20 protein-coding genes are annotated in these 21,794 nt (G+C 70.8%); 13 read left to right on the forward strand and 7 right to left on the reverse strand.

What is annotated here, in order from left to right:
* Nucleotides 1-112: 112 nt before the first annotated feature.
* The gene (locus OG588_RS24620; RefSeq protein WP_405949189.1) at nt 113-664 is read right to left on the reverse strand and encodes a hypothetical protein; all 552 of its coding nucleotides are present in this window, start codon (nt 662-664) and stop codon (nt 113-115) included.
* Between the two features lie 56 nt (nt 665-720).
* The gene (locus tag OG588_RS24625) at nt 721-1,386 is read right to left on the reverse strand and encodes a bifunctional DNA primase/polymerase (RefSeq protein ID WP_026150092.1); all 666 of its coding nucleotides are present in this window, start codon (nt 1,384-1,386) and stop codon (nt 721-723) included.
* 462 nt (nt 1,387-1,848) lie between these two features.
* Here OG588_RS24625 and OG588_RS24630 point away from each other — a divergent pair, with 462 nt between their 5' ends.
* From OG588_RS24630 to OG588_RS24645, 4 genes are all read left to right on the forward strand, one after another.
* The gene (locus OG588_RS24630) at nt 1,849-3,393 is read left to right on the forward strand and encodes a PP2C family protein-serine/threonine phosphatase (protein ID WP_405953200.1); all 1,545 of its coding nucleotides are present in this window, start codon (nt 1,849-1,851) and stop codon (nt 3,391-3,393) included.
* Between the two features lie 93 nt (nt 3,394-3,486).
* Nucleotides 3,487-4,980 (forward strand): aminopeptidase P family protein, encoded by a 1,494-nt coding sequence (locus OG588_RS24635; protein WP_405949190.1) that lies wholly within the window; start codon nt 3,487-3,489, stop codon nt 4,978-4,980.
* Between the two features lie 129 nt (nt 4,981-5,109).
* Nucleotides 5,110-6,483 (forward strand): PLP-dependent aminotransferase family protein, encoded by a 1,374-nt coding sequence (locus OG588_RS24640; protein WP_405949191.1) that lies wholly within the window; start codon nt 5,110-5,112, stop codon nt 6,481-6,483.
* A gap of 143 nt (nt 6,484-6,626) precedes the next feature.
* The gene (locus OG588_RS24645; protein ID WP_405949192.1) at nt 6,627-7,856 is read left to right on the forward strand and encodes an MFS transporter; all 1,230 of its coding nucleotides are present in this window, start codon (nt 6,627-6,629) and stop codon (nt 7,854-7,856) included.
* Here the strand turns inward: OG588_RS24645 and OG588_RS24650 are convergent.
* The 3 genes from OG588_RS24650 to OG588_RS24660 all read right to left on the reverse strand — a co-directional run bounded on the left by OG588_RS24650 (nt 7,831) and on the right by OG588_RS24660 (nt 10,169).
* Complete coding sequence (locus OG588_RS24650; protein WP_405949193.1) at nt 7,831-8,664, reverse strand: triphosphoribosyl-dephospho-CoA synthase; 834 nt, start codon at nt 8,662-8,664, stop codon at nt 7,831-7,833. The genes OG588_RS24645 and OG588_RS24650 overlap by 26 nt on opposite strands.
* 9 nt (nt 8,665-8,673) lie before the next feature.
* Nucleotides 8,674-9,612, reverse strand: coding sequence for an intradiol ring-cleavage dioxygenase (locus tag OG588_RS24655; protein ID WP_405949194.1), 939 nt, complete (start codon nt 9,610-9,612; stop codon nt 8,674-8,676).
* 110 nt (nt 9,613-9,722) lie between these two features.
* On the reverse strand, nt 9,723-10,169 hold the full coding sequence (locus OG588_RS24660) for an ATP-binding protein (RefSeq protein WP_019055063.1): 447 nt from the start codon (nt 10,167-10,169) through the stop codon (nt 9,723-9,725).
* 236 nt (nt 10,170-10,405) lie between these two features.
* Between OG588_RS24660 and OG588_RS24665 the strand changes: the two genes are divergently transcribed.
* From OG588_RS24665 to OG588_RS24705, 9 genes are all read left to right on the forward strand, one after another.
* Complete coding sequence (locus tag OG588_RS24665; RefSeq protein WP_405949195.1) at nt 10,406-11,272, forward strand: hypothetical protein; 867 nt, start codon at nt 10,406-10,408, stop codon at nt 11,270-11,272.
* 202 nt (nt 11,273-11,474) lie between these two features.
* Complete coding sequence (locus OG588_RS24670) at nt 11,475-12,194, forward strand: YcnI family protein (protein ID WP_405953201.1); 720 nt, start codon at nt 11,475-11,477, stop codon at nt 12,192-12,194.
* A 92-nt stretch (nt 12,195-12,286) separates the two neighbouring features.
* Nucleotides 12,287-12,937 carry an SCO family protein gene (locus OG588_RS24675; RefSeq protein ID WP_405949196.1) on the forward strand — a complete coding sequence of 217 codons (651 nt, stop codon included), beginning with the start codon at nt 12,287-12,289 and terminating at the stop codon, nt 12,935-12,937.
* Nucleotides 12,934-13,377 carry a copper chaperone PCu(A)C gene (locus OG588_RS24680; protein WP_405949197.1) on the forward strand — a complete coding sequence of 148 codons (444 nt, stop codon included), beginning with the start codon at nt 12,934-12,936 and terminating at the stop codon, nt 13,375-13,377. The genes OG588_RS24675 and OG588_RS24680 overlap by 4 nt, the downstream gene beginning before the upstream one ends.
* Before the next feature lie 15 nt (nt 13,378-13,392).
* Nucleotides 13,393-15,468 carry a copper resistance CopC/CopD family protein gene (locus tag OG588_RS24685; protein WP_405949198.1) on the forward strand — a complete coding sequence of 692 codons (2,076 nt, stop codon included), beginning with the start codon at nt 13,393-13,395 and terminating at the stop codon, nt 15,466-15,468.
* 8 nt (nt 15,469-15,476) lie between these two features.
* Nucleotides 15,477-16,775: an iron uptake transporter deferrochelatase/peroxidase subunit gene (gene efeB, locus OG588_RS24690; RefSeq protein ID WP_405949199.1), complete on the forward strand. Its 1,299-nt coding sequence runs from the start codon at nt 15,477-15,479 to the stop codon at nt 16,773-16,775.
* A 72-nt stretch (nt 16,776-16,847) separates the two neighbouring features.
* Nucleotides 16,848-17,780, forward strand: a complete 933-nt coding sequence (pheA, locus tag OG588_RS24695) for a prephenate dehydratase (RefSeq protein ID WP_019055070.1) — start codon at nt 16,848-16,850, stop codon at nt 17,778-17,780.
* 562 nt (nt 17,781-18,342) lie between these two features.
* On the forward strand, nt 18,343-19,620 hold the full coding sequence (gene serS / locus OG588_RS24700) for a serine--tRNA ligase (protein ID WP_405949200.1): 1,278 nt from the start codon (nt 18,343-18,345) through the stop codon (nt 19,618-19,620).
* The gene (locus tag OG588_RS24705) at nt 19,617-20,435 is read left to right on the forward strand and encodes an HAD family hydrolase (RefSeq protein WP_405949201.1); all 819 of its coding nucleotides are present in this window, start codon (nt 19,617-19,619) and stop codon (nt 20,433-20,435) included. Before serS ends, OG588_RS24705 begins: the two co-directional genes overlap by 4 nt.
* Nucleotides 20,436-20,744: 309 nt before the next feature.
* On the opposite strand, the gene OG588_RS24710 is transcribed toward OG588_RS24705, so the two are convergent.
* Both OG588_RS24710 and OG588_RS24715 read right to left on the reverse strand, forming a co-directional pair.
* Entirely contained in the window at nt 20,745-20,984 is a 240-nt protein-coding gene (locus OG588_RS24710) for a hypothetical protein (protein ID WP_019055074.1), read from the reverse strand.
* A gap of 88 nt (nt 20,985-21,072) precedes the next feature.
* Nucleotides 21,073-21,792, reverse strand: coding sequence for an ABC transporter permease (locus tag OG588_RS24715; RefSeq protein ID WP_019055075.1), 720 nt, complete (start codon nt 21,790-21,792; stop codon nt 21,073-21,075).
* Between the last annotated feature and the right edge of the window lie 2 nt (nt 21,793-21,794).

Raw genomic sequence — 21,794 nt, forward strand, 5'->3', positions numbered from 1 at the left:
GAACCGCCGATCTCTTGTTACCGTTCGAGTAGCCCGGTTGCTGGTGCATCCCCCGTCGCCAGCAACCGGGTCTTTTCATGCCCGGCCCGCGTGTACGGAACGACGTCGTCCGTCAACTCGCCGTAGGCGCCGAGGAGTTGCTCCCCGAGCGCAGCAACAGCGGCCCGCTCCCGCCTCGCCCCGCGAACTCCGCCACGGCCGTGTAGGCCTCCAGATCGCCCCGTGTCCGCTCCCGGGGCGTCTCGCACAGCGCGGGCTCGTCCTCGGCCTCCACGGCGCAGTGCATCTGCACGGTGCGGTCGGCCGGACCCATGAGGCTCAGCACCGCGTCCAGGTCGTCGCCGGTCGCGTTGCGGTAGTAGGTGCGCGCCCAGGTGTCCTCACCCTGCGTCATGACACAGGTCTGCGCCTCGATGCCGTCGGGGGAGGAGAGCTCGGGTCCGCAGCGCGCGGCCGTCGCGAGACCCAGGCCGAGCGTCAACGGGGAGCGGGCGGGGGAAGGCGCGGCGGAGGGCGCCTTGGGGTCGTCGTCGGAGGACCCGAGGGAGAGGGACCGTACGACCGCGTGACCCTCGTCGCGTACGGGTCCCGCGGACGCCACGGCCAGCGGCAGCGCGACCGCGCACACCGCGACGCCCGCGAGGGCGAGCAGACGAAGGTTCATAGAGCGGAAGATAACGACCGAGCAGGGGCGTCAGGACCCGCCCGCGCCCGACACCCCTACAACTCGGGGGCGCTCACACCCGTACGAGTGAGGGCCTCGACCACGGCGTCCACCACGGCCTCGACGTCGGGTACCCAGGGCGAGGACGAGCCGGGCAGTGGTGCGCGCTCCCAGCGGATCTGGCCCTGGCCGGTCTCGGAGGGGGGCAGGGCGAGGTAGCCGCCCTCGCCGTGGAAGCGGAGCGAGCCGGGGACGTGGTCCTTGGCGTAGAGCAGCTCGCCCAACTGCTCCAGGGAGTACGGCTTGACGAGCAGCGACCAGCGGGTCGGCGCGGCGACGACCGGACCGAGGCGCATGCCCTGGCGGTCGAGCGCGGCGAGGGCCCGGGAGGCCGCGGGTGCGGGCAGGCTGACCGCGCAGGGAGCCTTGTCGCCGGTGGCGAGGACGATCGGCGCGGCGGGGCGGTTGCCCCACCACCAGCGCACCATGCGGGCGTCGGTGGTGGCCGCGAGGAGGCCGGGGTCGAAGGGGTGTGCGCCGGGGACCGTGCACTCCGGGTCCGGACAGCCGCAACGGGCCCGACCCTGAGGGTCCGGTGCCACGCCCGGGAGTACGGGCCATTGCCATTCCGTCGCGAAGGTCAGGGCCGCGCTGAGCATCTCAGACCTCCTGTTGTCTCGCCTGGACAGGAGCCTGCGTCGCTTTCCGAGGATCTCGCGCATGAGCGCTCGTTCCTTTCCGTTGCACCGCTGGCAACACCGAGGACCACATCACATCATGTGTCGATCACTTCACTGTGCGTACCTGTTGGCGCATCACACCCCTGCCTTCGGCAAGGGGAACCCGTGCGTGCTTGAAAAGCATGGGCGTGGCGATTGGGGGTGGCGAAGTCTGGCGTTTTGCTGTCCCGCGTAGTTCTCTTCGCCTCCGCCACGGGAGGATGGGGCACGATCGTCGGTGGTTAAGACGCCCGGGTCCTTCACCAGGTTCCGGGTGACCCCCAGCCACCCCTGGCCTTCTCCGAGTACGTACCCATCACGACCGCTGTGACGCTCCGTCGAGCAAACCCAGTCGACCGCAATGGACCGTCCCCTGATGCAGTTTTAAGCCAACTTTGCCAATCCGCAAGAGGAGAGCGAAATACCCCCGGTAAACCCATGGACACCAGGAATCCCAGCAGGACAATGCTGGACATCCCCTCACGAGTGCGTGTACATGTGGAGACACTGCCAGCGGCGCAGAATGACATGGGGGTTTGCGATGCTTTTGAGCAATACGCACCGGTCGGAAAGCCGGACGCCATGAACGCCCCGCACCCTCCGAAAGTGGCTGGAATCGATTCAACGGTTCCCTCGCCCGCACACACTGTCGCGCCCGCGCCTGCCGCCACCGATACCCCTCCAAACCCCTCCTCGAACACCCAGAACACGCCTGACACCGCACCGAACGCGCCAGGTGCCCTGCTCCAGGACCGGCTCGCCGGCTGGGTGTCCGATCTCACGACCCTCCATGAACTCACGGAGCGGCTGGCACGCACGGACGCACTCGACGAAGCACTCCAGGAGCTGCTGCGCGCCGGAGCCGCCCTGGTGGGCGCCCGCCGCGGACTCGTCGTCCTGGAGCCCGGCGACGGCCTGGGCCCCGACACCACCATCGGCCTCGGCCTCGCCCGCTCCGACCTCGGCCACATGGAAACCGTCCCGCGCGGGGCGATGTCCTACGGCCAGATTCTCGACGGCGCTCCCGGGGGCGAGGGCGGCGAGATCGTCCACCCCGACCTGTTCGCCGAGGACGCCCTCGACCCGCGCCACCGCGAGGTCGCCGTACGCCTGGGCTACGCGGCCAGTTACGCGCTGCCCCTGGCGACCGACGCGGCCGGGCGGCTGGGCGCGGCCGTGTGGCTGTACGACGAGCCCGCCGAGCCGGTCGAGCGGCAGCGCCACCTCGTCGGCCTGTACGCCCGCTACGCCACCGAGCACCTCGCCCGCGTCCTCGAAGTCGAGCGCACGCGCGCGTGCATGACGACCATCGCCGAGGAGCTGCTGCCGTCCCGGCTCCCCCGCGTGGCCGGTGTGCAGCTCGCCGCGCTGCACCGCACGGGTCCGCGCGGCGGCGGCGACTGGTACGACGCGCTGCCGCTGCCCGATGCCGCGCTCGGCCTCGCGGTCGGCTCGGTGACCGGTTCCGGGCCGAGCGCGATCGCCGCGATGGGCCGGCTGCGCGCGTCCCTGCGGGCGTACGCGGTGATGGAGGGCGAGGACCCGGTAGCGGTCCTGTCCGACCTCGAACTGCTCCTCAGGCTCACCGAACCCGCCCGCTCGGCCACCGCCCTGTTCGCCTACTGCGAGCCCGCGCTGCGCAAGATCACCCTGGCCGGCGCCGGACACAGCCCGCCGCTCCTGGTCGGCGAGCGGCGCACGGAGTTCGTGGAGACCTCCGTGTCCGCGCCGCTCGGCATGCTGGCCTGCTGGGAGGCGCCGAGCGTGGAGCTGGAGGCGGAGCCCGGCGAGACGGTGCTGCTCTACACGGACGGGCTGCTGCACCGCACCGGCGACCCCATGGACCGCGCCTTCGCCCGCCTGCACGCGGCGGCGGCGAGCGTCCCCAAGGCGCTGCGCGACGACCCGGCCCGGATCGCCGAGCACGTCCTGCGGACGGTCCTGCCGGACGGCCTCGACACGGCCGACAGCGACGAGGACGTGGTCCTCCTGGCGGCTCGCTTCGAGTAGTCGCCGGACAGCCATGTGTAACAGGCCATACGGCCCTGGGCCCCCTTCCGTACGACCGTACGATGGACGGGGTCCAGTGCCGTATCTAGGAGGATGACCGTGGCCGACGAGCTCACACCGGCTGTTCCGGATCCTGCTGCTACCGCAGCGGGCCCGGAAGATGAGTCTGAAGAGCCCATCAAGAAGCGGAAGAACGGCTTGTACCCGGGCGTGTCCGACGAGTTGGCCGAGAGCATGAAGTCCGGCTGGGCCGACACGGAGCTGCATGATCTGCAGCCGGTCGAGCAGGTCGAGCACACCGCCGCCCGCCGTGCCGCGCTCTCCGCGCGCTTCCCGGGCGAGCGCCTGGTGATCCCCGCGGGCAACCTGAAGATCCGCTCGAACGACACCGAGTACCCCTTCCGGGCGTCGGTCGAGTACGCGTACCTGACGGGCAACCTCACCGAGGACGGCGTCCTCGTCCTGGAGCCCACCGCCGAGGGTCACAAGGCGACGATCTACCTCCTGCCGCGCTCCGACCGCGAGAACGGCGAGTTCTGGCTCTCCGGCCAGGGCGAGCTGTGGGTCGGCCGCCGCCACTCCCTCACCGAGGCCGAGCAGCTCTACGGCATCCCCGCCTCCGACGTCCGCGAACTGCCCGCCGCCCTGCGCGAGGCCACCGGCCCGGTGCGCGTCGTGCGCGGCTACGACGCCGGCATCGAGGCCGCGCTGACCGACAAGGTCACCGCCGAGCGCGACGAGGAACTGCGGGTCTTCCTCTCCGAAGCACGCCTGATCAAGGACGAGTTCGAGATCGGCGAGCTGCAGAAGGCCGTCGACTCGACGGTCCGCGGCTTCGAGGACGTGGTCAAGGTCCTCGACAAGCCCGAGGCCAGGACCGAGCGCTACATCGAGGGCACGTTCTTCCTCCGCGCGCGCGTGGAGGGCAACGACATCGGCTACAGCTCGATCTGCGCCGCGGGCCCGCACGCGTGCACCCTGCACTGGGTGCGCAACGACGGCCCGGTCCGCTCCGGCGACCTGCTCCTCCTGGACGCCGGTGTCGAGACGTACACCCTGTACACCGCCGACGTCACGCGCACGCTGCCGATCAACGGCCGCTTCAGCGACATCCAGAAGCAGGTCTACGACGCCGTCCACGAGGCCCAGGAGGCCGGTATCGCGGCGGTGCAGCCGGGCGGCAAGTACCGCGACTTCCATGACGCGGCGCAGCGCGTGCTGGCCGAGAAGGTCGTCGAGTGGGGTCTCGTCGAGGGGCCTGTGGAGCGCGTCCTGGAGCTGGGCCTCCAGCGCCGCTGGACGCTGCACGGCACGGGTCACATGCTCGGCATGGACGTCCACGACTGCGCCGCCGCGCGGACCGAGACATACGTGGAGGGCACCCTGGAGCCCGGCATGGTCCTCACGGTGGAGCCCGGCCTGTACTTCCAGGCGGACGACCTCACCGTCCCCGAGGAGTACCGCGGCATCGGCGTCCGCATCGAGGACGACATCCTGGTCACCGAGGACGGCAACCGGAACCTGTCCGACGGCCTGCCCCGCACCTCGGCCGAGGTCGAGAGCTGGATGGCGTCCCTCAAGGGCTGACGACTGACGACTGCCAACTGATAGAAGACTGATGGCCGGGCACACCTGCGGTGCCCGGCCATTCGTGTGCCGATCGCATGCCTAGGGGGAGGCTTTTTTCATGAACGCGCCTAGGGGGAGGGCTTTTTCGTGAACGACTTCTGGTCCGGCGTCGGCGTCGACCTGCATCTGGAACCCGACGCGGAGGGCGGCCGCCGGGTCGGTCTCGAACGCGCCCTCCGGGACGCCGTACGGGACGGCCGGCTCGCCCCGGGGACCCGCCTCCCGGCCACCCGCCGCCTCGCGACCGAACTCGGCGTCTCCCGGGGCACCGCGAAGGCGGCCTACGACCAGCTCGTCGCCGAGGGCTATCTGACCGCGCGCCAGGGCTCGGGCACCCAGGTCGCGCTGCTGCCCTCCGTCGACGCGGAGGCACCGGGCGCGGCGGCACGCGCGCGTGTCCCCCGTTTCGACCTACGGCCCGGCAGCCCCGACGTCGGCACGTTCCCGGCGGCGGCCTGGCTGCGCTCACTGCGCCGCGCGATCGCGACGGCACCCTCCTTGGCGTACGACTACGGGGATCCGCGCGGCCGCATCGAACTGCGCACCGCGCTGTCGGGGTACCTGGGGCGGGCGCGCGGGGTGATCGCGCCGCCGGAGCGGATCGTGATCACGTCCGGGTATGTGCAGGGACTCGCGCTCCTCACGCGCGTGCTCGACGGTTCCAGGGTGGCCATGGAGGACCCGGGGCTGCCGTTCCACCGGGAGGTGGTGCGGCACAACGGCGGGCGCGTGGTGCCCGTACGGGTCGACGAACGGGGCGCCCGCGCCGAGGAGTTGGGGGACGCGGCGGCCGTGGTGGTGACACCGGCCCACCAGTACCCGACCGGCGTGACGCTGCACCCGGAGCGCCGACGGGCACTGACCGACTGGGCACGCGCGCGTGGGGGCCTGATCGTCGAGGACGACTACGACGGGGAGTTCCGCTACGACCGGCAGCCCGTGGGCGCGCTCCAGGGGATGGCACCGGGGCAGGTCGTGTACCTGGGGACCGCGTCCAAGACGCTCGGGCCCGCGCTGCGGCTCGGCTGGATGGTGCTGCCGCCGCACCTGGTCGACGCGGTCGCCGACGCCAAGCTGCACAGCGACCACCACACCGAGACCATCGGCCAGTTGGCGCTCGCCGAACTGATCGACAGCCATGCCTACGACCGGCACGTGCGCGCGTGCCGGTTGCGGTACCGGCGCCGCCGCGACCAGCTCCTCGGCCGGCTGGGGGCGCACGCAAACGTTCACGGCATCGCGGCCGGGCTGCACGCGCTGGTGGAGGTCGCCGACGAGGAGGCGGCGCTCGCGCGGGCCGAGGAGGAGGGGCTCGCGGTCGGGCGGCTCGGGGAGCACTGGCACGCGGCGGGAGGCGGCGAGGGGCGGCCTCAGGGGCTTGTGGTGGGGTACGGGACGCCCAGGGAGCGGGTCTATCCGGAGGCGCTGGAGGTACTGGGGCGGGTGCTGGAAGGGGCGTAAGGGGGCGTAAGAAGGGGTTGGGGTTGGGGTTGGGGTTGGGGTTGGGGCTTGGGCGGTCCGGGGCGAGCGTGCCGAATTGGGCCACTGAAAGAGTTACTGATTGGGCCTCCTGACGGGCCCAACCGCGTCCTACCGTCGTAGGCATGACGAACGCACTCGTCCCACCCTCGGGCCCCCAACGCACCCTCGCGCTGGCCCAGTTGACCAACTCCGTCGGTGACGGCGCCTACTACGTGACCTCGGCGCTGTACTTCACCCACGTCGTCGGGCTCGCCCCCGCGCGCGTGGGCCTCGGGCTCACCCTCGCGTGGGCCGTCGGTTCGCTGGTCGGGGTGCCCCTGGGGCGGCTGGCCGACCGGCGTGGGCCGCGCGGTACGGCGGTGCTGCTGGCGCTGGCGACGGGGCTCGCGGTGGCGTCCTTCCTCGTCGTCCGGGGATTCGTGCCGTTCGTGATCGCCGCGTGTGCCTACGCGTCCGCGCAGTCGGGGCTCGCGGCGGCCCGGCAGGCGTTGCTCGCGGGGCTGGTGTCCGCCGGGGAGCGGACCGGGCTGCTGGCACACCTCCAGTCGACGCTGAACGCCGGTCTCGCGGTGGGCGCGGGTCTCGGCGGGCTCGCGCTGCGGGCGGGGACGCGGTCGGCGTACCTCGGGGTGTTCGCGCTGGACGCGGCGAGTTTCCTGGTGTGCGCGGGGCTTTTGGTGCGGCTGCCGTCGGTGCGGGGCGTCCAGGTGCGGAAGGCGGGCGGGCTCGGCGTGCTGCGGGACCGGCCGTACGTCGTCGTCACGCTGCTCAACACCGTGCTGCTGCTGCGGATGCCGTTGCTCAGCCTCGGGCTGCCGCTGTGGATCGCGGAGCGGACGGACGCGCCGACCTGGCTGGTGTCCGCGCTGTTCGTGCTCAACACCGGGGCGGTGATGGTCTTCCAGGTGCGGACGGCCCGCAGGATCACCGGGCTCGCGTCGGCCACGCGCGCGGTGCGGCGGTCCGGCTGGATCATGCTGGCGGCCTGCGCGGTGTTCGCACTGTCGGCGGGCGCGTCGCCGTGGGTGGCCGTGGGGGCGCTGGTGGTCGGGGCGGTGCTCCAAGTGGCCGCCGAGATGGGGCAGTCGGCGGGGTCCTGGCAACTCTCCTTCGACCTGGCGCCCGTCGACCGGGTGGGCGAGTACCAGGGCTTCTTCGGGACCGGCGTCACCGTGGCCAGGACGATGGGCCCCCTGGTGCTGACGTCCCTCCTCCTGGAGTGGGGGACGCCGGGGTGGCTGCTGTTGGGCGGGGCGACGGTCGTGGCGTCGTACGCGATGGGGCCGGTGGTGCGGAGGGCGGCCGGCCGTCAGGTGGACGGCACGATCAGGCAGCCGGCGCTGGTGAGTTGACCGGCAAGGAGTCCAGGAACAGCGCGCCCGCCAGGAGCCCCGCACTTCCGCGAGGGCTCCACGCGCGCGCGTGGAGGTCGTTGTCGAAGGCGGTCAGGGCCTCCGCGCCCGCCGGCGTCACCGTGCCGCCCGCCTCCAAGACGCCCCGGGCCCCCGCCTGGACGTGCCGCAGGCCCAACGGGCCCACGGCGTGCAGGAGTTCGGTGTCCTGGAGGGTGGACATCACCGTGAGCAGGGCGTCCAGGCGGGCCTGGGTCTCCGTCGCCCCGGCCGCGCGGGTCGTGGCGAGGGTGTCCAACGCCCGCCGTACGTGCGGGAATCCGGCCTTCGCCTCGCCCCGCGCACCGGCCGCGCCGTACTTCGCCGAGATCGACGAGCCGCGCGAGGGCCTGCGCGGGGCGCGGCGGTCGGGGTGGGCGGCGATGCGCTTCGCGGTCGCGGCGACGTCCTTGGCCCCGGCGTGGGGGTCCAGGGCGGCCGCCGCGACCAGCAGGCCCAGCGCCCACAGGGCGCCGCGGTGGCCGCCGCCGGCGAGCGCGACGGAGTGTTCCGTGCAGCGGCCGATCGCGCCGAGTTCCGCGCGGAGCACGGGACTCGGCTCGCCGGTGCGGCGGGCGGCGGCCGCCATCGCCGCGAGGCCGGGTGTCAGCGCCTTGGCGGACCAGCGCAGGGCGCAGTGGTCCACGCGGGTCGTACGGGCGGCCAGGTCGCGCGGGTCGGGCAGGCCCGGCTTGGGAGCCAGCGCCAGTTGCCCGGTGAGCGCGTCCACGGCGGCCCGCGCCAGTGCCTCGTCCTCGCGGCTCTGCATCGTCGTACCTTACGAGGAGGCGGACGCCGAAGGGGAGGGGCTGTCGGACGGCGGCGCACCCGTCGGAGCGCCGCTCGGGGGCGTACCGCCTCCGCCGCTGCCCGCGCCCGTGCTCTCGGCGTCCGGGTCGACGCCGAGGGTCAGGGAACCCTTGTAGCCCTTGGACGGGTCCTTCTTGTGCACGGCCTTGAGGGTGAGCAGGCCGCTGGTCGCGCCACCGCCGTCGTAGACCATGTCGTCGGCGAGGACGGTGTACGAGCCCGTGTGCTTGGCGTACGGGTCGAGGGTGAAGATCTCCTCGGCGATGTCGTCGGCGAAGAACAGCTGGCCGGTGTAGTTGACCTTGCCGCCCTCGTAGGTGCCGTCCTCCTTCTCTCCGCCGGTGTGCACCTTCACGTGGATGTGGCAGGTGCGGGGCGTGTACCAGCCCGGGAAGATCGTCTCGAACTTGACGACCCCGTTGGCGTTGGCGACCTGGTAACCCCGCAGGTAGGTCAGGTCGTTGGCGGAGTCGCCCTCCTCGCTCTCCGCGGGGGCCGAGCCGCCCGGGTTGGCGGTGGTGTAGCCGGAGTAGTAGCCCCAGGCGTCGCAGTGCCAGATCTCCACGGCCGCGCCCTTGACCGGCGTGCAGCCGTCCGTGGCGTCGACGACCGTCAGCCGCAGGGTGAGCGGGACGCCCGCCTTGCCCTCGGTGATGTCCTTGCGCACCAAGGCACCGTCGAGGTAGTAGGGGCCCTCCGTGACGCTCGTCATCAGCGTCATGCACTCACTGCTGGTCGAGCTCGCCGTAGCCGAGGCCGTCGCGTCCGCGTCGGCGGTCGTGTCCGCGGTGTCGGCGAACGCCGACTGGAACCCGGCGGCCACCAGCCCGCCGGCCGCGACCGTCCCGCCGGTCACCGCGAGAGCGCGGCGCCGGCTGATGGTTTTGTCTTTGTGGTTTCCCGTCATGATCGCGAAGCTAGGGACGGCTGCCGTCAAGGACGTGGGCGTGCGCTGTGCGCAAGGTAAGAATGCTCAGAAAGCTGAAGTCGGCCGGAACCATGCGCGACCCCGACGCGCTACACCGCCATCAACGGCGCGTCCTTCCGCCACTTCAGGATCTTGTCGAAGCTCACCACCGCGCCGCCCACGCCCGGCTTGTTGCCGATGTGGACGTGGTCGGCGAGTTCCTGGATGAGGCACAGGCCGCGGCCGTTCTCGGCCTCGCTCGGGGCCGGGCGGACGGACTGCGTGCGGGCGAAACCGGGGCCCGAGTCCGCGACTTCGATACGACACTTCTCGCCGTCGAGGTACGCGGTGACCCGGTACGCCTCCGTGGGCGCGCCGTGCGCGGTGTCGCCGCCGTGCTCGACGGCGTTGGCGCACGCCTCGCTCAGGGCGACGGAGAGGTCGTAGGAGATGTCCGGGTCGACGCCCGCGGTCTCCATCGTGCCGAGGAACAGTCGCCGGGCGAGTGGCACGCTCGCGGCCTCGCGCCTCAGATGGAGTGACCACCAGATGCTCATGCTCCAGCCTCCCGGCCGCGGCTCGACATAGTGATACCTATTGCCGCCAGTGCCCCTGTGTAAGCACGGAGTTGACGTGATGCCGCCCATATGGGCGATGCGTCCCAAACGTAATTGGTGTATCCGGAGGTAGCTCACGCCGGAGAGTGATCTTTGTGAGCTACGACACACTATGGTCCCGATGTTGCGGACCTGCCGTATGGCGGCGATAAGGCCGGTGCGATGATGAGCCCGCCATGACTGCCCCCCACCCACGTACGGCGCGCTCCGGAGGTGAACTCCGGGTCCTGAGGGCCGCGGTGTTCGCCGCGGTCTGTGTCGTGCTGGCCGCGGCAGGTCACGCCATCGCCTCCTGCGCCACCGTTCCGCTGTGGACAGTGGGCGCGGGCTTCCTCGCGACCTTCCTCGTCGTGGCGCCGCTCGCCGGGCGGGCGCGTTCGCTGGCGGGGATCGTGGTGCCGCTCGCGGCCGGACAGACCGTGCTGCACACGCTGTTCGGGCTGGGTCAGACAGCCGCCACCACCACATCGACCGACTCCCTCTCGGCCTCCGACGCCACGCTCGTCGCGCGCGCCGCGCATCTCCTGTGCGGGACCACCGCCGCGGGGATCAGTCCGGCGCAGGCCCACCAGATCCTCACCGACGCGCGGCTGTTGCCGACCTCGGGCGCGACGGGTTCGACCGGCTCGATGAGCTCCATGGGGTCGATGAGCTCCATGGGGTCGATGCATCACCCGGCGGACGTCATGTCCGCCTCCGCCGGCTCCTCGATGTCGCTGTTCCCGTCCCTGTCCATGCTGCTCGGTCACGTCCTCGCGGCGCTCGCCGCGGGCTGGCTGCTGCGGCGCGGGGACCTGGCGCTGCTGCGCCTGATGGAACTGTCGGCGCATGGAGTCGCGGAAGGGGCGCTCGTACGGTCCCTGCGCGGAGCTCTCGCCCTGGTGCGCGCCCTGCGGGCCGGGCTGCCGGGGGCGCCCGGGGCGGGCCCGCGTCCGCGTCGTAGCGCCGTCTTCGCGCCGCCCGCGCCGCACACCACCGCGCTCCAGCACTCGGTGATCCGCCGCGGCCCGCCGGTCGCCGCCGCACACGCCCTCGCCGCCTGACGCGACGCGACCACCGACACCGCACTCCCTTCTGTGCGTGAAGAGGCCGCCGTCGTGCGGCACACGCGCGTGCCCGTCTTTTTCAGCCGGGAAACCCCTGTTTCACCCGGGGAACCACGCGCCCCCTCTTCACCACCGGAACTCACTCGAACTCGAAGTGGAGTGCTCCTTTCCCATGAAGACCACGAAGACCATGACGTCCATCAAGACCTCTCGTATCGCCGCCGCCGCTGCCGTCGCCGGCTCGGCCGTGCTCGTCCTGTCCTCGCCCGCCTTCGCGCACGTGTCCGTGCAGCCGGAGGGCGCGGCCGTCAAGGGCGGCTACGCGGTCGTCGACTTCAAGGTCCCGAACGAGCGTGACGACGCCTCGACCACCAAGCTGGAAGTCACCTTCCCGACCGAGCACCCGCTGGCGTCCGTGATGCCGGAGCCGATCAGCGGCTGGACCGTCAAGGTCACCAAGTCGAAGCTGGCCAAGCCCGCCGAGATGCACGGCGAGACGATCACGGAGGCCGTCACCAAGGTCACCTGGACCGCGACCGGCAAGGGCGTCGAGCCGGGCTACTTCCAGAAGTTCCCGGTCTCCGTCGGCATGCTGCCCACGGACGCCGACCAGCTCGTCTTCAAGGCGCTCCAGACGTACTCCGACAAGGACGTCGTGCGCTGGATCGAGGTGCAGAAGGACGGCGAGGAGGAGCCCGAGAACCCGGCCCCGACGCTCACGCTGACCTCCGCCTCCGCCTCCGGCGCGACCGCCGAGGACGCCGCCGACAAGACCGAGACCACCGCTTCCGACTCCACCTCGTCGTCCGCCGACTCCTCCGACACCACCGCCCGCGTCCTCGGCGTGGTCGGCATCGCCGTCGGCGCGGCGGGCGTGGCGTACGGCGTTCTCGCCGGCCGACGGCGTACGACCGTCTGACGCCCGTCACTCATGGCGCGCACAGGGGTCCGTGCGACTCTTGCGTACGACCCCGGTGCGCGCCGGAGCTCTCACAACTGGGACATTTCTCTATGCGCAAGAAGACGTTCGCGGCGGCCGTTCTGCTCGCCGCCGCCACCCTGACGCTCTCCGCCTGCGGGAGCGGCGACGACAGCCAGAGCCCCGTCTCCGTGGTCTCCGCGGACACCGCGACGAAGGCCGCCACCGTCCTCGACACCCCGTTCGAGAAGCCGGACTTGGTCCTCACGGACACGCACGGCAAGAAGTACGACCTCCGCGCGGAGTCCAAGAACCGGCCGACGCTGATCTACTTCGGCTACACCCACTGCCCCGACATCTGCCCGCTGACGATGAACAACATCGCCGTCGCCAAGAAGTCGCTGTCCAAGGCCGAGCAGGACAAGCTGCTGGTCGTGTTCGTCACCACCGACCCGGCGCGGGACACCCCGTCGGAACTCGGCAAGTGGCTCAAGGGCATCGACACCCAGTTCGTCGGCCTGACCGGCGACTTCGCCACCATCCAGGCCGGCGCCCGCACCATGGGCATCTCCATCGAGCCGACCACGAAGGACAAGAACGGCAAGCTGGTCTCCGTCCACGGCACCCAGGTCGTCGCGTTCTCCCCGAAGACCAACGGCGGCTACCTGCTCTACGACCAGGACGCCACCGTCGACGACTACACCAAGGACCTCCCCAAGATCATCAAGGGGGAGAACCCGTGAGGCGGTTCGCCGTACCCGTCGCGGTGCTGACCGGCGCGCTGGTCCTCACCGGCTGTGGCTCGGACGATGCCAAGGCCCAGCTCTCCGTCAGCTCCGCCTATATGCCCCAGCCCGTCTCGGACATGGCGGCGGGCTTCCTGGACATCGCCAACAAGGGCGGTGCGAAGGAAGAGTTGACCTCCGTCACCAGCGACCTCGGCCCGGTCTCCGTGCACGAGACGGTCGGCCAGGCGATGGAGGAAGTGACGTCCCTCGATGTGCCCGCACACGGTCAACTCGTGTTCAAGAGCGGGGGCAACCACCTGATGTTCGACAAGCTGAAGCACACCCTGAAGCAGGGCGACAGCGTGACCGTGAAGCTGCACTTTGCCAAGTCCGGCCCTCTCACGGTTGAGATGCCCGTGAAGTCGGCGACGTACAACCCCACGACCGGGCACTGAGGGAGGGACCCCACCTTGAAGACGACCATCACCCCCCGCGTCCGCAATCTGGTGCTGCTGCTCCTGGCTGTCACCGGCATGCTCTTCGCCGGGGCGGGTACCGCCTCCGCGCACGCCGCGCTGACCGGCAGCGACCCCAGTTCGGGGGTGGTGGTCGACAAGGCTCCGACGCAGATCTCGCTCACCTTCTCCGAGAAGGTGGCGACGAACAACGACTCGCTGCGCGTGCTCGACCCGAAGGGCAAACGCGTCGACGTCGGCAAACCGTCCAACATCAGCGGTACGACGTACGCCATCCAGGTCCGCAGCGGTCTGCCCGACGGCACGTACACGGTGGCCTGGCAGGTCGTGTCGGCCGACAGTCACCCCGTGGCCGGCGCCTTCACCTTCTCCGTCGGCGCCCCCTCCAAGACCACCGTCTCGGTCTCCGACCAGGACGTGGGCGGCGGGCTCGTCGGCGGGCTGTACGGCTTCGGGCGCTACATGTCGTACGCCGGCTTCATCGTCATGGTGGGCGGCGCCGCCTTCATCCTGGCGTGCTGGCAGCGCGGCGCCGGGGTGCGCGCGCTGCAGCGGCTGGTCGTCTCCGGCTGGTTCTCGCTGACCGCGGCCACGCTGTGGCTGCTGCTCCTGCGGGGCTCGTACACGACCAGCGGGAAGTTCGGCGACATCTTCGACCTGAACCTTCTCGGGCAGGTCCTCCAGACCAAGACCGGCGCGGCCCTCGTCTCCCGGCTCCTTCTCCTCGCCGCCGCCGCGCTGTTCATCGCCGTGCTCTTCGGGGCCTATGACAAGCGCGAGGACGAGGAGAAGCGGGACCTCACCTTCGGTCTCGCGATCGGCGGCGGTGTGGTCGCCTCGGGGCTCGCTGCGAGCTGGGCGCTGGCCGAGCACGCCTCGACCGGGCTCCAGCCGGGCATCGCGATGCCCGTGGACGTCGTCCACCTGCTGGCCGTCGCGATGTGGCTCGGCGGCCTGTCCGCCCTCCTCGTCGCGCTGTACCGGGCGCCCGCCGACAACCTGGTCGGGCGGCCGGCCGTACAGAACTTCTCACGCATCGCGTTCGGCAGCGTCCTCGCGCTCGTCGCGACCGGCATCTACCAGTCCTGGCGCCAGCTCGGCTCCTGGTCGGCGTTCACCGACACCGGCTACGGCCAGCTGCTGCTCGTGAAGATCGGCCTCGTGGCGCTGCTCGTCGGCATCGCGTCGATCTCCCGGCGCTGGACCGCCCGGCTGGCGGAGACGGCCGAGGCGAGCGCGACAGTCGTCGAAGAGCGCGCGCCGGAGAAGGAGAAGGCGCACGCCAGCGCCTCCACGAAGACGGCCGACGCCGGCGCTACGGCGTCCGCCGCGGCCAGTGCCTCCAGCGCTACGACCGCCGCCGAGGCCGGTGTGGCCAGCGCTACGACCTCCACCAAGGCCGGTGTCGCTGGCAGCACCGCGTCCGCCGAGGCCGACTCCGACGGGACCGCGTCCGCCAAGGGCACCGATTCCGAGGGGCCCGGCGACTCCAAGCGCGCCGCCCAACTCGCCCGCCAGCAGACCGCCGTGGACACCGCTCGGCAGAAGCGGCTGCGGGACGCCGACCCGGTCCGCTTCGGACTGCGCCGCTCGGTGCTCGCCGAGGCCGCCGTCGCCGTCGTCGTCCTCGCCGTCACCACCGCCCTGACGACCACCGAACCGGGCCGTACGGAGGAGGACGCCAAGGCGGCCAAGGCATCGTCCTCGTCCGCGGCCACGTCGTCCTCCGGCGCGCTGACCCTGGACATGTCCTTCGACACCGGAGGCACGGACGGCAAGGGCGTCATCAGGCTCGACCTCGACCCCGCGCGCGTGGGCGGCAACGAGATGCACGTCTATGTGCAGCGCCCCAACGGGCGGGCCTTCGACGTCCCCGAGGTGAAGGTCGCCTTCACCCTCGCCGCGAAGAAGATCGGCCCGCTGCCCGTGACGCCCGACCGCATCGCCACCGGGCACTGGGCCGCGAACGGAATCCAGATCCCCATGGCGGGCGACTGGAAGATCTCGGTGACCGTGCGGACCTCCGACATCGACCAGACGACCGTCGACAAGAACGCGCAGATCGGCTGAACCACGCCATGCCTGACCAGTCCATTCCCCAGGCCCGGACCGTAGAGGCACCTCCCGGGGAGGCCGTTTCCGAAAACGGCTCCCCAGGGGAGGGCATTTCCCGCCGACGGCTCCTCGGTACGGCCGGTGCCACCGGGCTCGTGCTCGGTGCGGCGGGCGGAGCCGTGGGGTACGCGTCCGCGCCCGCCGGGGCCACACCGCTGACCTCGCTGGGCGAGGACATGGCAATGTTTCACGGGAAACATCAGCCGGGCATCACCGAGGGCCTCCAGGCGCGCGGCCATCTCGTCGCCTTCGACCTGGCGGCGGGCGCGGGCCGCAAGGAAGCGGCGGCCCTGCTGCGCCGCTGGTCGACGACCGCCCAGCGGCTGATGGCGGGCGAGGCGGCGGCACAGGACGACACGGAGGTCGCCCGGGACGCGGGGCCCTCGTCGCTGACGATCACCTTCGGCTTCGGCAACTCCTTCTTCTCCCGTACGGGTCTGGAGAAGCAGCGGCCCGTCTCCCTCGACCCGCTGCCCGACTTCTCCTCCGACCATCTCGACAAGGCGCGCAGCAACGGCGACCTGTGGGTGCAGATCGGCGCCAATGACGCGCTGGTCGCCTTCCACGCCCTGCGCACGATCCAGAAGGACGCGGGCAGCGCGGCCAAGGTCCGCTGGCAGATGAACGGCTTCAACCGGACGCCGGGCGCCACGGCCCACAAGATGACGGCCCGCAATCTGATGGGCCAGCTCGACGGCACCCGCAACCCCAAGCCGACGGAGTCCGACTTCGACAAGCGGATCTTCGTGCCGGCGTCCGGTTCGAGCGACCCGGCGTGGATGGCGAACGGCTCCTACGCCGTCGTACGCCGTATCCGCATGCTCCTCGACGACTGGGAGAAGCTCTCGACCGGCGCCCAGGAGAACGTCGTCGGGCGCCGCAAGTCCACTGGGGCGGCCCTGTCCGGGGGCGGCGAGACGACCGCGATGGACCTGGAGAAGACCGACGCGAAGGGCGCCCTGGTCGTCCCCATCAACGCGCATGCCCGGATCGCCCGGCCCGACCAGAACGGGGGCGCGGCGATGCTCCGGCGCCCCTTCTCGTACCACGACGGCATCGCCGCCGACGGCACCCCGGACGCCGGGCTGCTCTTCGTGTGCTGGCAGGCGGACCCGTTGCGCGGCTTCGTCACCGTGCAGCGGAAACTCGACCGCGGTGATGCCCTGTCGACGTACATCCGCCACGAGGCGAGCGGTCTGTTCGCGGTGCCGGGCGGGGCGGCGGAGGGCGAGTACGTGGGGCAGCGGTTGCTGGAGGGGTGAGCCTGTCGCCCTATGGAGTGGCTGGGCCGGGAAGCGTGCTTCGGGTTCCGCAAGGCCCATTAGGGTGAGGTCATGCCAGCCAGCTACGCGTATCTCGGCCCTGAGGGCACCTTCACCGAAGTCGCCCTGCGGACGCTTCCCGAGGCGGCCACCCGGGAGCTGATCCCGTACGTGTCGGTGCAGTCCGCCCTGGACGCCGTGCGCACCGGCGAGGCCGAGGCCGCGTTCGTGCCGATCGAGAACTCCGTCGAGGGCGGGATCACCACCACCCTGGACGAGCTGGTCGCGGGCGCCCCGCTGATGATCTACCGCGAGGTGCTGCTGTCGATCACCTTCGCGCTGCTGGTCAGGCCGGGCACGAAGATCTCCGACATCAAGACGGTCTCCGCGCACCCCGCCGCCCAGCCGCAGGTCCGCAACTGGATGAAGGCGAACCTCCCGGACGCCCTGTGGGAGTCGGCGGCCTCGAACGCGGACGCCGCCCGGCTGGTCCAGGAGGGCCAGTACGACGCCGCGTTCGCCGGTGAGTTCGCCGCCGCGCGGTACGGTCTCGAAGCGCTGGAGACCGAGATCCACGACGCGGAGAACGCGCAGACCCGGTTCGTGCTGGTGGGCAGGCCCGCCCGCCCGGCGGCCCCGACCGGCGCGGACAAGACGTCGGTCGTGATCTGGCAGCGCGACGACCACCCCGGCGGGCTGCGCGACCTGCTGGGCGAGTTCGCCACCCGGGGCATCAACATGATGCTGCTGCAGTCCCGCCCGACCGGCGCCGGCATCGGCAACTACTGCTTCTGCATCGACGCCGAGGGGCACATCTCCGACCGCCGGGTCGCCGAGGCGCTGAGCGGGCTCAAGCGGATCTGTCTCCAGGTGCGCTTCCTGGGTTCGTACCCGCGCGCGGACGTCCGCGTGGACGGGGTGCGGCCGCTGTTCCCGGGGACCTCGGACGAGGAGTTCCTGGCGGCGGCCGACTGGGTCACGCACTGCCAGGACGGCCGTTTCTGACCGGTGGTACCTGTGTAGCGGCCCGGTACTACCTGCGTATCTTCGTTATCCACAGAAGTTATCCACAGGTCCGCTTCTCGACCTGGGGACAAGTCGACAACGAAGTGCGATCCAGTCGACAAATCTCCCTACAGGCCCCTGACCCGTCCACCGGCGCGTAGGTCACTCTTCGTCCACCTGTTTCCTTCGGGCAATCCTATGGAGCGACGCATTTCCACCCGAAAGTGAGCAGGAAGCGCGTTTGGGACAGGAATCGCCCGGCTCGCGAAACCTTTTGGAAATGATCATTTCCAGTGTCCACAGATCTTTCGCACACCCTGTGGATAACTCTTCCGGGATGTGGATTCCTGTGGACAACCGCGGCCTCAAGTCCCGTTTCCCACAAGGGATTCGAGTCAACAGGCCGCCTCACGCCTGCCCCCATCCAGGGAGCGGGACGCCTTTTCATTGACCCGCGCCGATACACAAGAACACTCTGCGCAAATACCCCATAACTATATGTAAGCCGCAGTTCGAAATACCGAGTCGTGAGCCGGAACCCGGCACCGGTAGCCTGTTCCGCGTGATTGACCTTCGCCTGCTCCGTGAGGACCCCGACCGTGTGCGCGCGTCCCAGCGCGCCCGTGGAGAGGACGTCGCGCTCGTCGACGCTCTCCTGTCCGCCGACGAGCGACGCAGGTCGTCCGGCGTCCGCTTCGACGAGCTGCGTTCCGAGCAGAAGAGCATCGGCAAGCTCATCTCCAAGGCCTCCGGCGACGAGAAGGCCGAGCTGCTCAAGAAGACGGGCCAGCTCGCCGCAGACGTCAAGGCGGCCGACGCCGAGCAGCACGAGGCGGACGAGGAGACCAAGCGCCTCGCGCTCCAGCTCGGCAACCTCGTGCACCCCGATGTGCCCGTGGGCGGCGAGGAGGACTTCGTCGTCCTGGAGACGCACGGCACGATCCGCGACTTCGCCGCCGAGGGCTTCGAGCCCAAGGACCACCTGGAGCTCGGCGAGGCGCTGGGCGCCATCGACGTCGAGCGCGGCGCCAAGGTCTCCGGCTCGCGCTTCTACTACCTCACCGGCGTCGGCGCCCTCCTGGAGCTGGCGCTCGTCAACGCTGCGATCGCGCAGGCCACGGAGGCCGGCTTCATCCCGATGCTGACCCCGGCGCTGGTCCGCCCGCGCGCCATGGAGGGCACCGGCTTCCTCGGCCAGGCCGCGGAGAACGTGTACCACCTGGAGAAGGACGACTACTACCTGGTCGGCACCTCCGAAGTCCCCCTCGCCGCCTACCACATGGACGAGATCCTCGACGCGGACAAGCTGCCGCTGCGCTACGCGGGCTTCTCCCCCTGCTTCCGCCGCGAGGCCGGGACGTACGGCAAGGACACGCGTGGCATCTTCCGCGTGCACCAGTTCGACAAGGTCGAGATGTTCTCCTACGTCCTTCCCGAGGACGCGGAGAACGAGCACCAGCGGCTCCTGGACTGGGAGAAGCAGTGGCTCACCGCCCTCGAACTGCCCTTCCAGGTCATCGACGTGGCCTCGGGCGACCTGGGCTCGTCGGCGTCCCGCAAGTTCGACTGCGAGGCGTGGATCCCGACCCAGGGCAAGTACCGCGAGCTGACCTCGGCCTCCAACTGCGACAGCTTCCAGGCCCGTCGGCTCTCCGTGCGCCTGCGCGACGGCAAGAAGGTGCAGCCGCTGGCCACGCTCAACGGCACGCTGTGCGCCGTACCGCGCACGATCGTGGCGATCCTGGAGAACCACCAGCTGCCCGACGGTTCCGTGCGCGTGCCCGAGGTGCTGCGTCCGTACCTGGGCGGCCGTGAGGTCCTGACGCCGGTCGCCAAGTGACCACTGCGGCTCCCTCCGAGGGGTTCCCCTACCGACTGATCGCGACCGACCTCGACGGAACGCTCCTGCGCTCCGACGAGTCGATCTCGTCGCGCACGCGTGACGCACTCGCCGCGGCCACCGCGGCGGGTGCGGCGCACATCGTCGTGACCGGCCGCGCGGTCCCCTGGACCCGGCACATCCTCGACGACCTCGGCTACGAGGGCCTCGCGGTCTGCGGCCAGGGCGCCCAGGTCTACGACGCCGGCGAGCACCGTCTGCTGACGTCGGTCACCCTGGACCGCCAACTGGCCGGGGTGGCACTCGCCAAGATCGAGGCGGAGGTCGGCCCGCTGTTCCTGGCGGCGAGCCGGGACGGCCTGGACGGTGATGTGCTGGTCGGCGACGGGTACGCGGTCACGGGCACGCTGCCGTCGACACCCCTCTCGGACGTGTCCGAGCTGTGGGCGGCGCCGCTGAACAAGATCTACATCCAGCACCCGACCCTCACGGACGACCAGCTCGCCGAGGCGGCGCAGCTGGCCGCGGGCGGTTTCGTCTCGGTCGCGATGGCGGGTGAGGGCATCGTCGAACTGCTCCCGCTGGGTCTGACCAAGGCAACCGGTCTGTCCCTGGCCGCCCGCCGTCTGGGCCTGAAGGCCGCCGACACGATTGCCTTCGGCGATATGCCCAACGACATCGCGATGTTCGCGTGGGCGGCGCACAGCGTGGCGATGGCCAACGCGCATGAGGAGCTCAAGGCTATTGCGGACGAGGTGACGTCTTCGAACGAGGAGGACGGAATCGCGGTGGTGCTGGAGCGGTTGCTCGCGTAGATGTGGGCAACCGCCCCAGCTCAGATGCCCCCGGCAGCGGGGGCGAAAGGGAGGGCGGCCCACGCGATAATGAGTCGCGTGCTCGAAGCGGCCGCCCCGGGCAGCTCCCCGTGGTGGGCGACTCGACGGAGGGTAACTACTCCGGAGACCGCCGCGGGCTGCCCTGAAGGGAGTTGGACGTCCTGTCGTGCATCGACATCGTCCAGCTCCTCTCCCAGTAAGTGGCGCCGGCTGATCCGGCGTCGACAGAACAACTGTGCCTGTACGCCGAGTTGGGCGCCACCGAATAAAAGGGCAGCCGCGTGACGCCTACCGCCGCCGCCACTTGCGCCGCCGAGCCTTGCTGAAGAACCACCCCGCGGGCGGCTCGTCCGAGCGCCACGGCTGCGGCTCGGGCGACTCCGCGCGCCAGCGCGCCGCGAGCATCCGGGCCCGGGCGGACGGCTCGGCCGTCTCGGCGGAGCGTATGAAGTCGTCGTCCAGGACCAGCTTGTCCCAGCCGTCCCCGGACTCGGCCTGACCGCCGCCGTACGTCGCCTCTCCGGCCATCCCCGTTCCTCCCAGCCGTCCGTGCCGTCCGTCCCGTTTGCCCAGTGTGCCCGGGCAGAGATGAAGCCCCCGTCAAGATCAGGACCTGTCATTCCTCGCCGGCGAGCTTCAGCGAGCGCAGCTTCTGTCCGGCGAACCAGGTGGCTCCCGCGGTGACCGCGACGAGGAACACCGTGGCCGTGGTCAGTCCGACGTCCGAGGTGACCAGCTCTCCGCCGGCGACCTTGTGGGCGACGGCGAGGGACCACTGCTGGACGCTCAGCGTGCGGGCGCCGGCGACCAGGGAGCCGAACAGGGCTTCCCAGACGAGGGCGTAGACGAGTCCGAAGACCACCGCGTGCCGGGAGACCGTGCCGAGCAGCAGGAAGAGTGCCGCGTAGGCGATGGAGGCGACCAGGGCGGCCACCGTGTAGGCGACGGCGATCTGCTGGCCGTTGCCGTTGAGGATGAAGCCGGCGATCAGCATGGGAACCGCCGAGAACACCATGGTGACGGCGATCGCCACGATCAGCTTGGTAAAGATGATCGTGGGCCGCTTCAGCGGCTTGGACAGCAGGTACACCACGGAGCCGTCGTCGATCTCCGGTCCGATCGCGCCGGTGCCCGCGATGACGCCGATGATCGGCACCATCGTGGCGAGGCCGAGGCCGCCCAGGACGTCGACCGCGGTCTGGTCGTCGGCGCCGGTGAGGCCCCGCACCACTACGGAGATCGCGATCAGCAGGAAGGGCAGGGCGCCCAGGATGAGGGCCCGGCGCCGGCCGAGCAGGGCCCGGTAGGTGAGTCGGGCGACTGTGGGGTCGTACATCT

The organism is Streptomyces prunicolor, from assembly GCF_045162825.1.
In the GTDB taxonomy this organism is placed as follows: Bacteria; Actinomycetota; Actinomycetes; order Streptomycetales; family Streptomycetaceae; genus Streptomyces; species Streptomyces prunicolor.

Bases quoted from the DNA above. Each gene is read 5' to 3' on its own strand.
- OG588_RS24620 (WP_405949189.1), bottom strand. From the start codon at position 664: ATGAACCTTCGTCTGCTCGCCCTCGCGGGCGTCGCGGTGTGCGCGGTC.
- OG588_RS24625 (WP_026150092.1), bottom strand. From the start codon at position 1,386: ATGCGCGAGATCCTCGGAAAGCGACGCAGGCTCCTGTCCAGGCGAGAC.
- OG588_RS24630 (WP_405953200.1), top strand. From the start codon at position 1,849: ATGCTGGACATCCCCTCACGAGTGCGTGTACATGTGGAGACACTGCCA.
- OG588_RS24635 (WP_405949190.1), top strand. From the start codon at position 3,487: ATGACCGTGGCCGACGAGCTCACACCGGCTGTTCCGGATCCTGCTGCT.
- OG588_RS24645 (WP_405949192.1), top strand. From the start codon at position 6,627: ATGACGAACGCACTCGTCCCACCCTCGGGCCCCCAACGCACCCTCGCG.
- OG588_RS24650 (WP_405949193.1), bottom strand. From the start codon at position 8,664: ATGCAGAGCCGCGAGGACGAGGCACTGGCGCGGGCCGCCGTGGACGCG.
- OG588_RS24655 (WP_405949194.1), bottom strand. From the start codon at position 9,612: ATGACGGGAAACCACAAAGACAAAACCATCAGCCGGCGCCGCGCTCTC.
- OG588_RS24660 (WP_019055063.1), bottom strand. From the start codon at position 10,169: ATGAGCATCTGGTGGTCACTCCATCTGAGGCGCGAGGCCGCGAGCGTG.
- OG588_RS24665 (WP_405949195.1), top strand. From the start codon at position 10,406: ATGACTGCCCCCCACCCACGTACGGCGCGCTCCGGAGGTGAACTCCGG.
- OG588_RS24675 (WP_405949196.1), top strand. From the start codon at position 12,287: ATGCGCAAGAAGACGTTCGCGGCGGCCGTTCTGCTCGCCGCCGCCACC.
- efeB (WP_405949199.1), top strand. From the start codon at position 15,477: ATGCCTGACCAGTCCATTCCCCAGGCCCGGACCGTAGAGGCACCTCCC.
- pheA (WP_019055070.1), top strand. From the start codon at position 16,848: ATGCCAGCCAGCTACGCGTATCTCGGCCCTGAGGGCACCTTCACCGAA.
- OG588_RS24710 (WP_019055074.1), bottom strand. From the start codon at position 20,984: ATGGCCGGAGAGGCGACGTACGGCGGCGGTCAGGCCGAGTCCGGGGAC.
- OG588_RS24715 (WP_019055075.1), bottom strand. From the start codon at position 21,792: ATGTACGACCCCACAGTCGCCCGACTCACCTACCGGGCCCTGCTCGGC.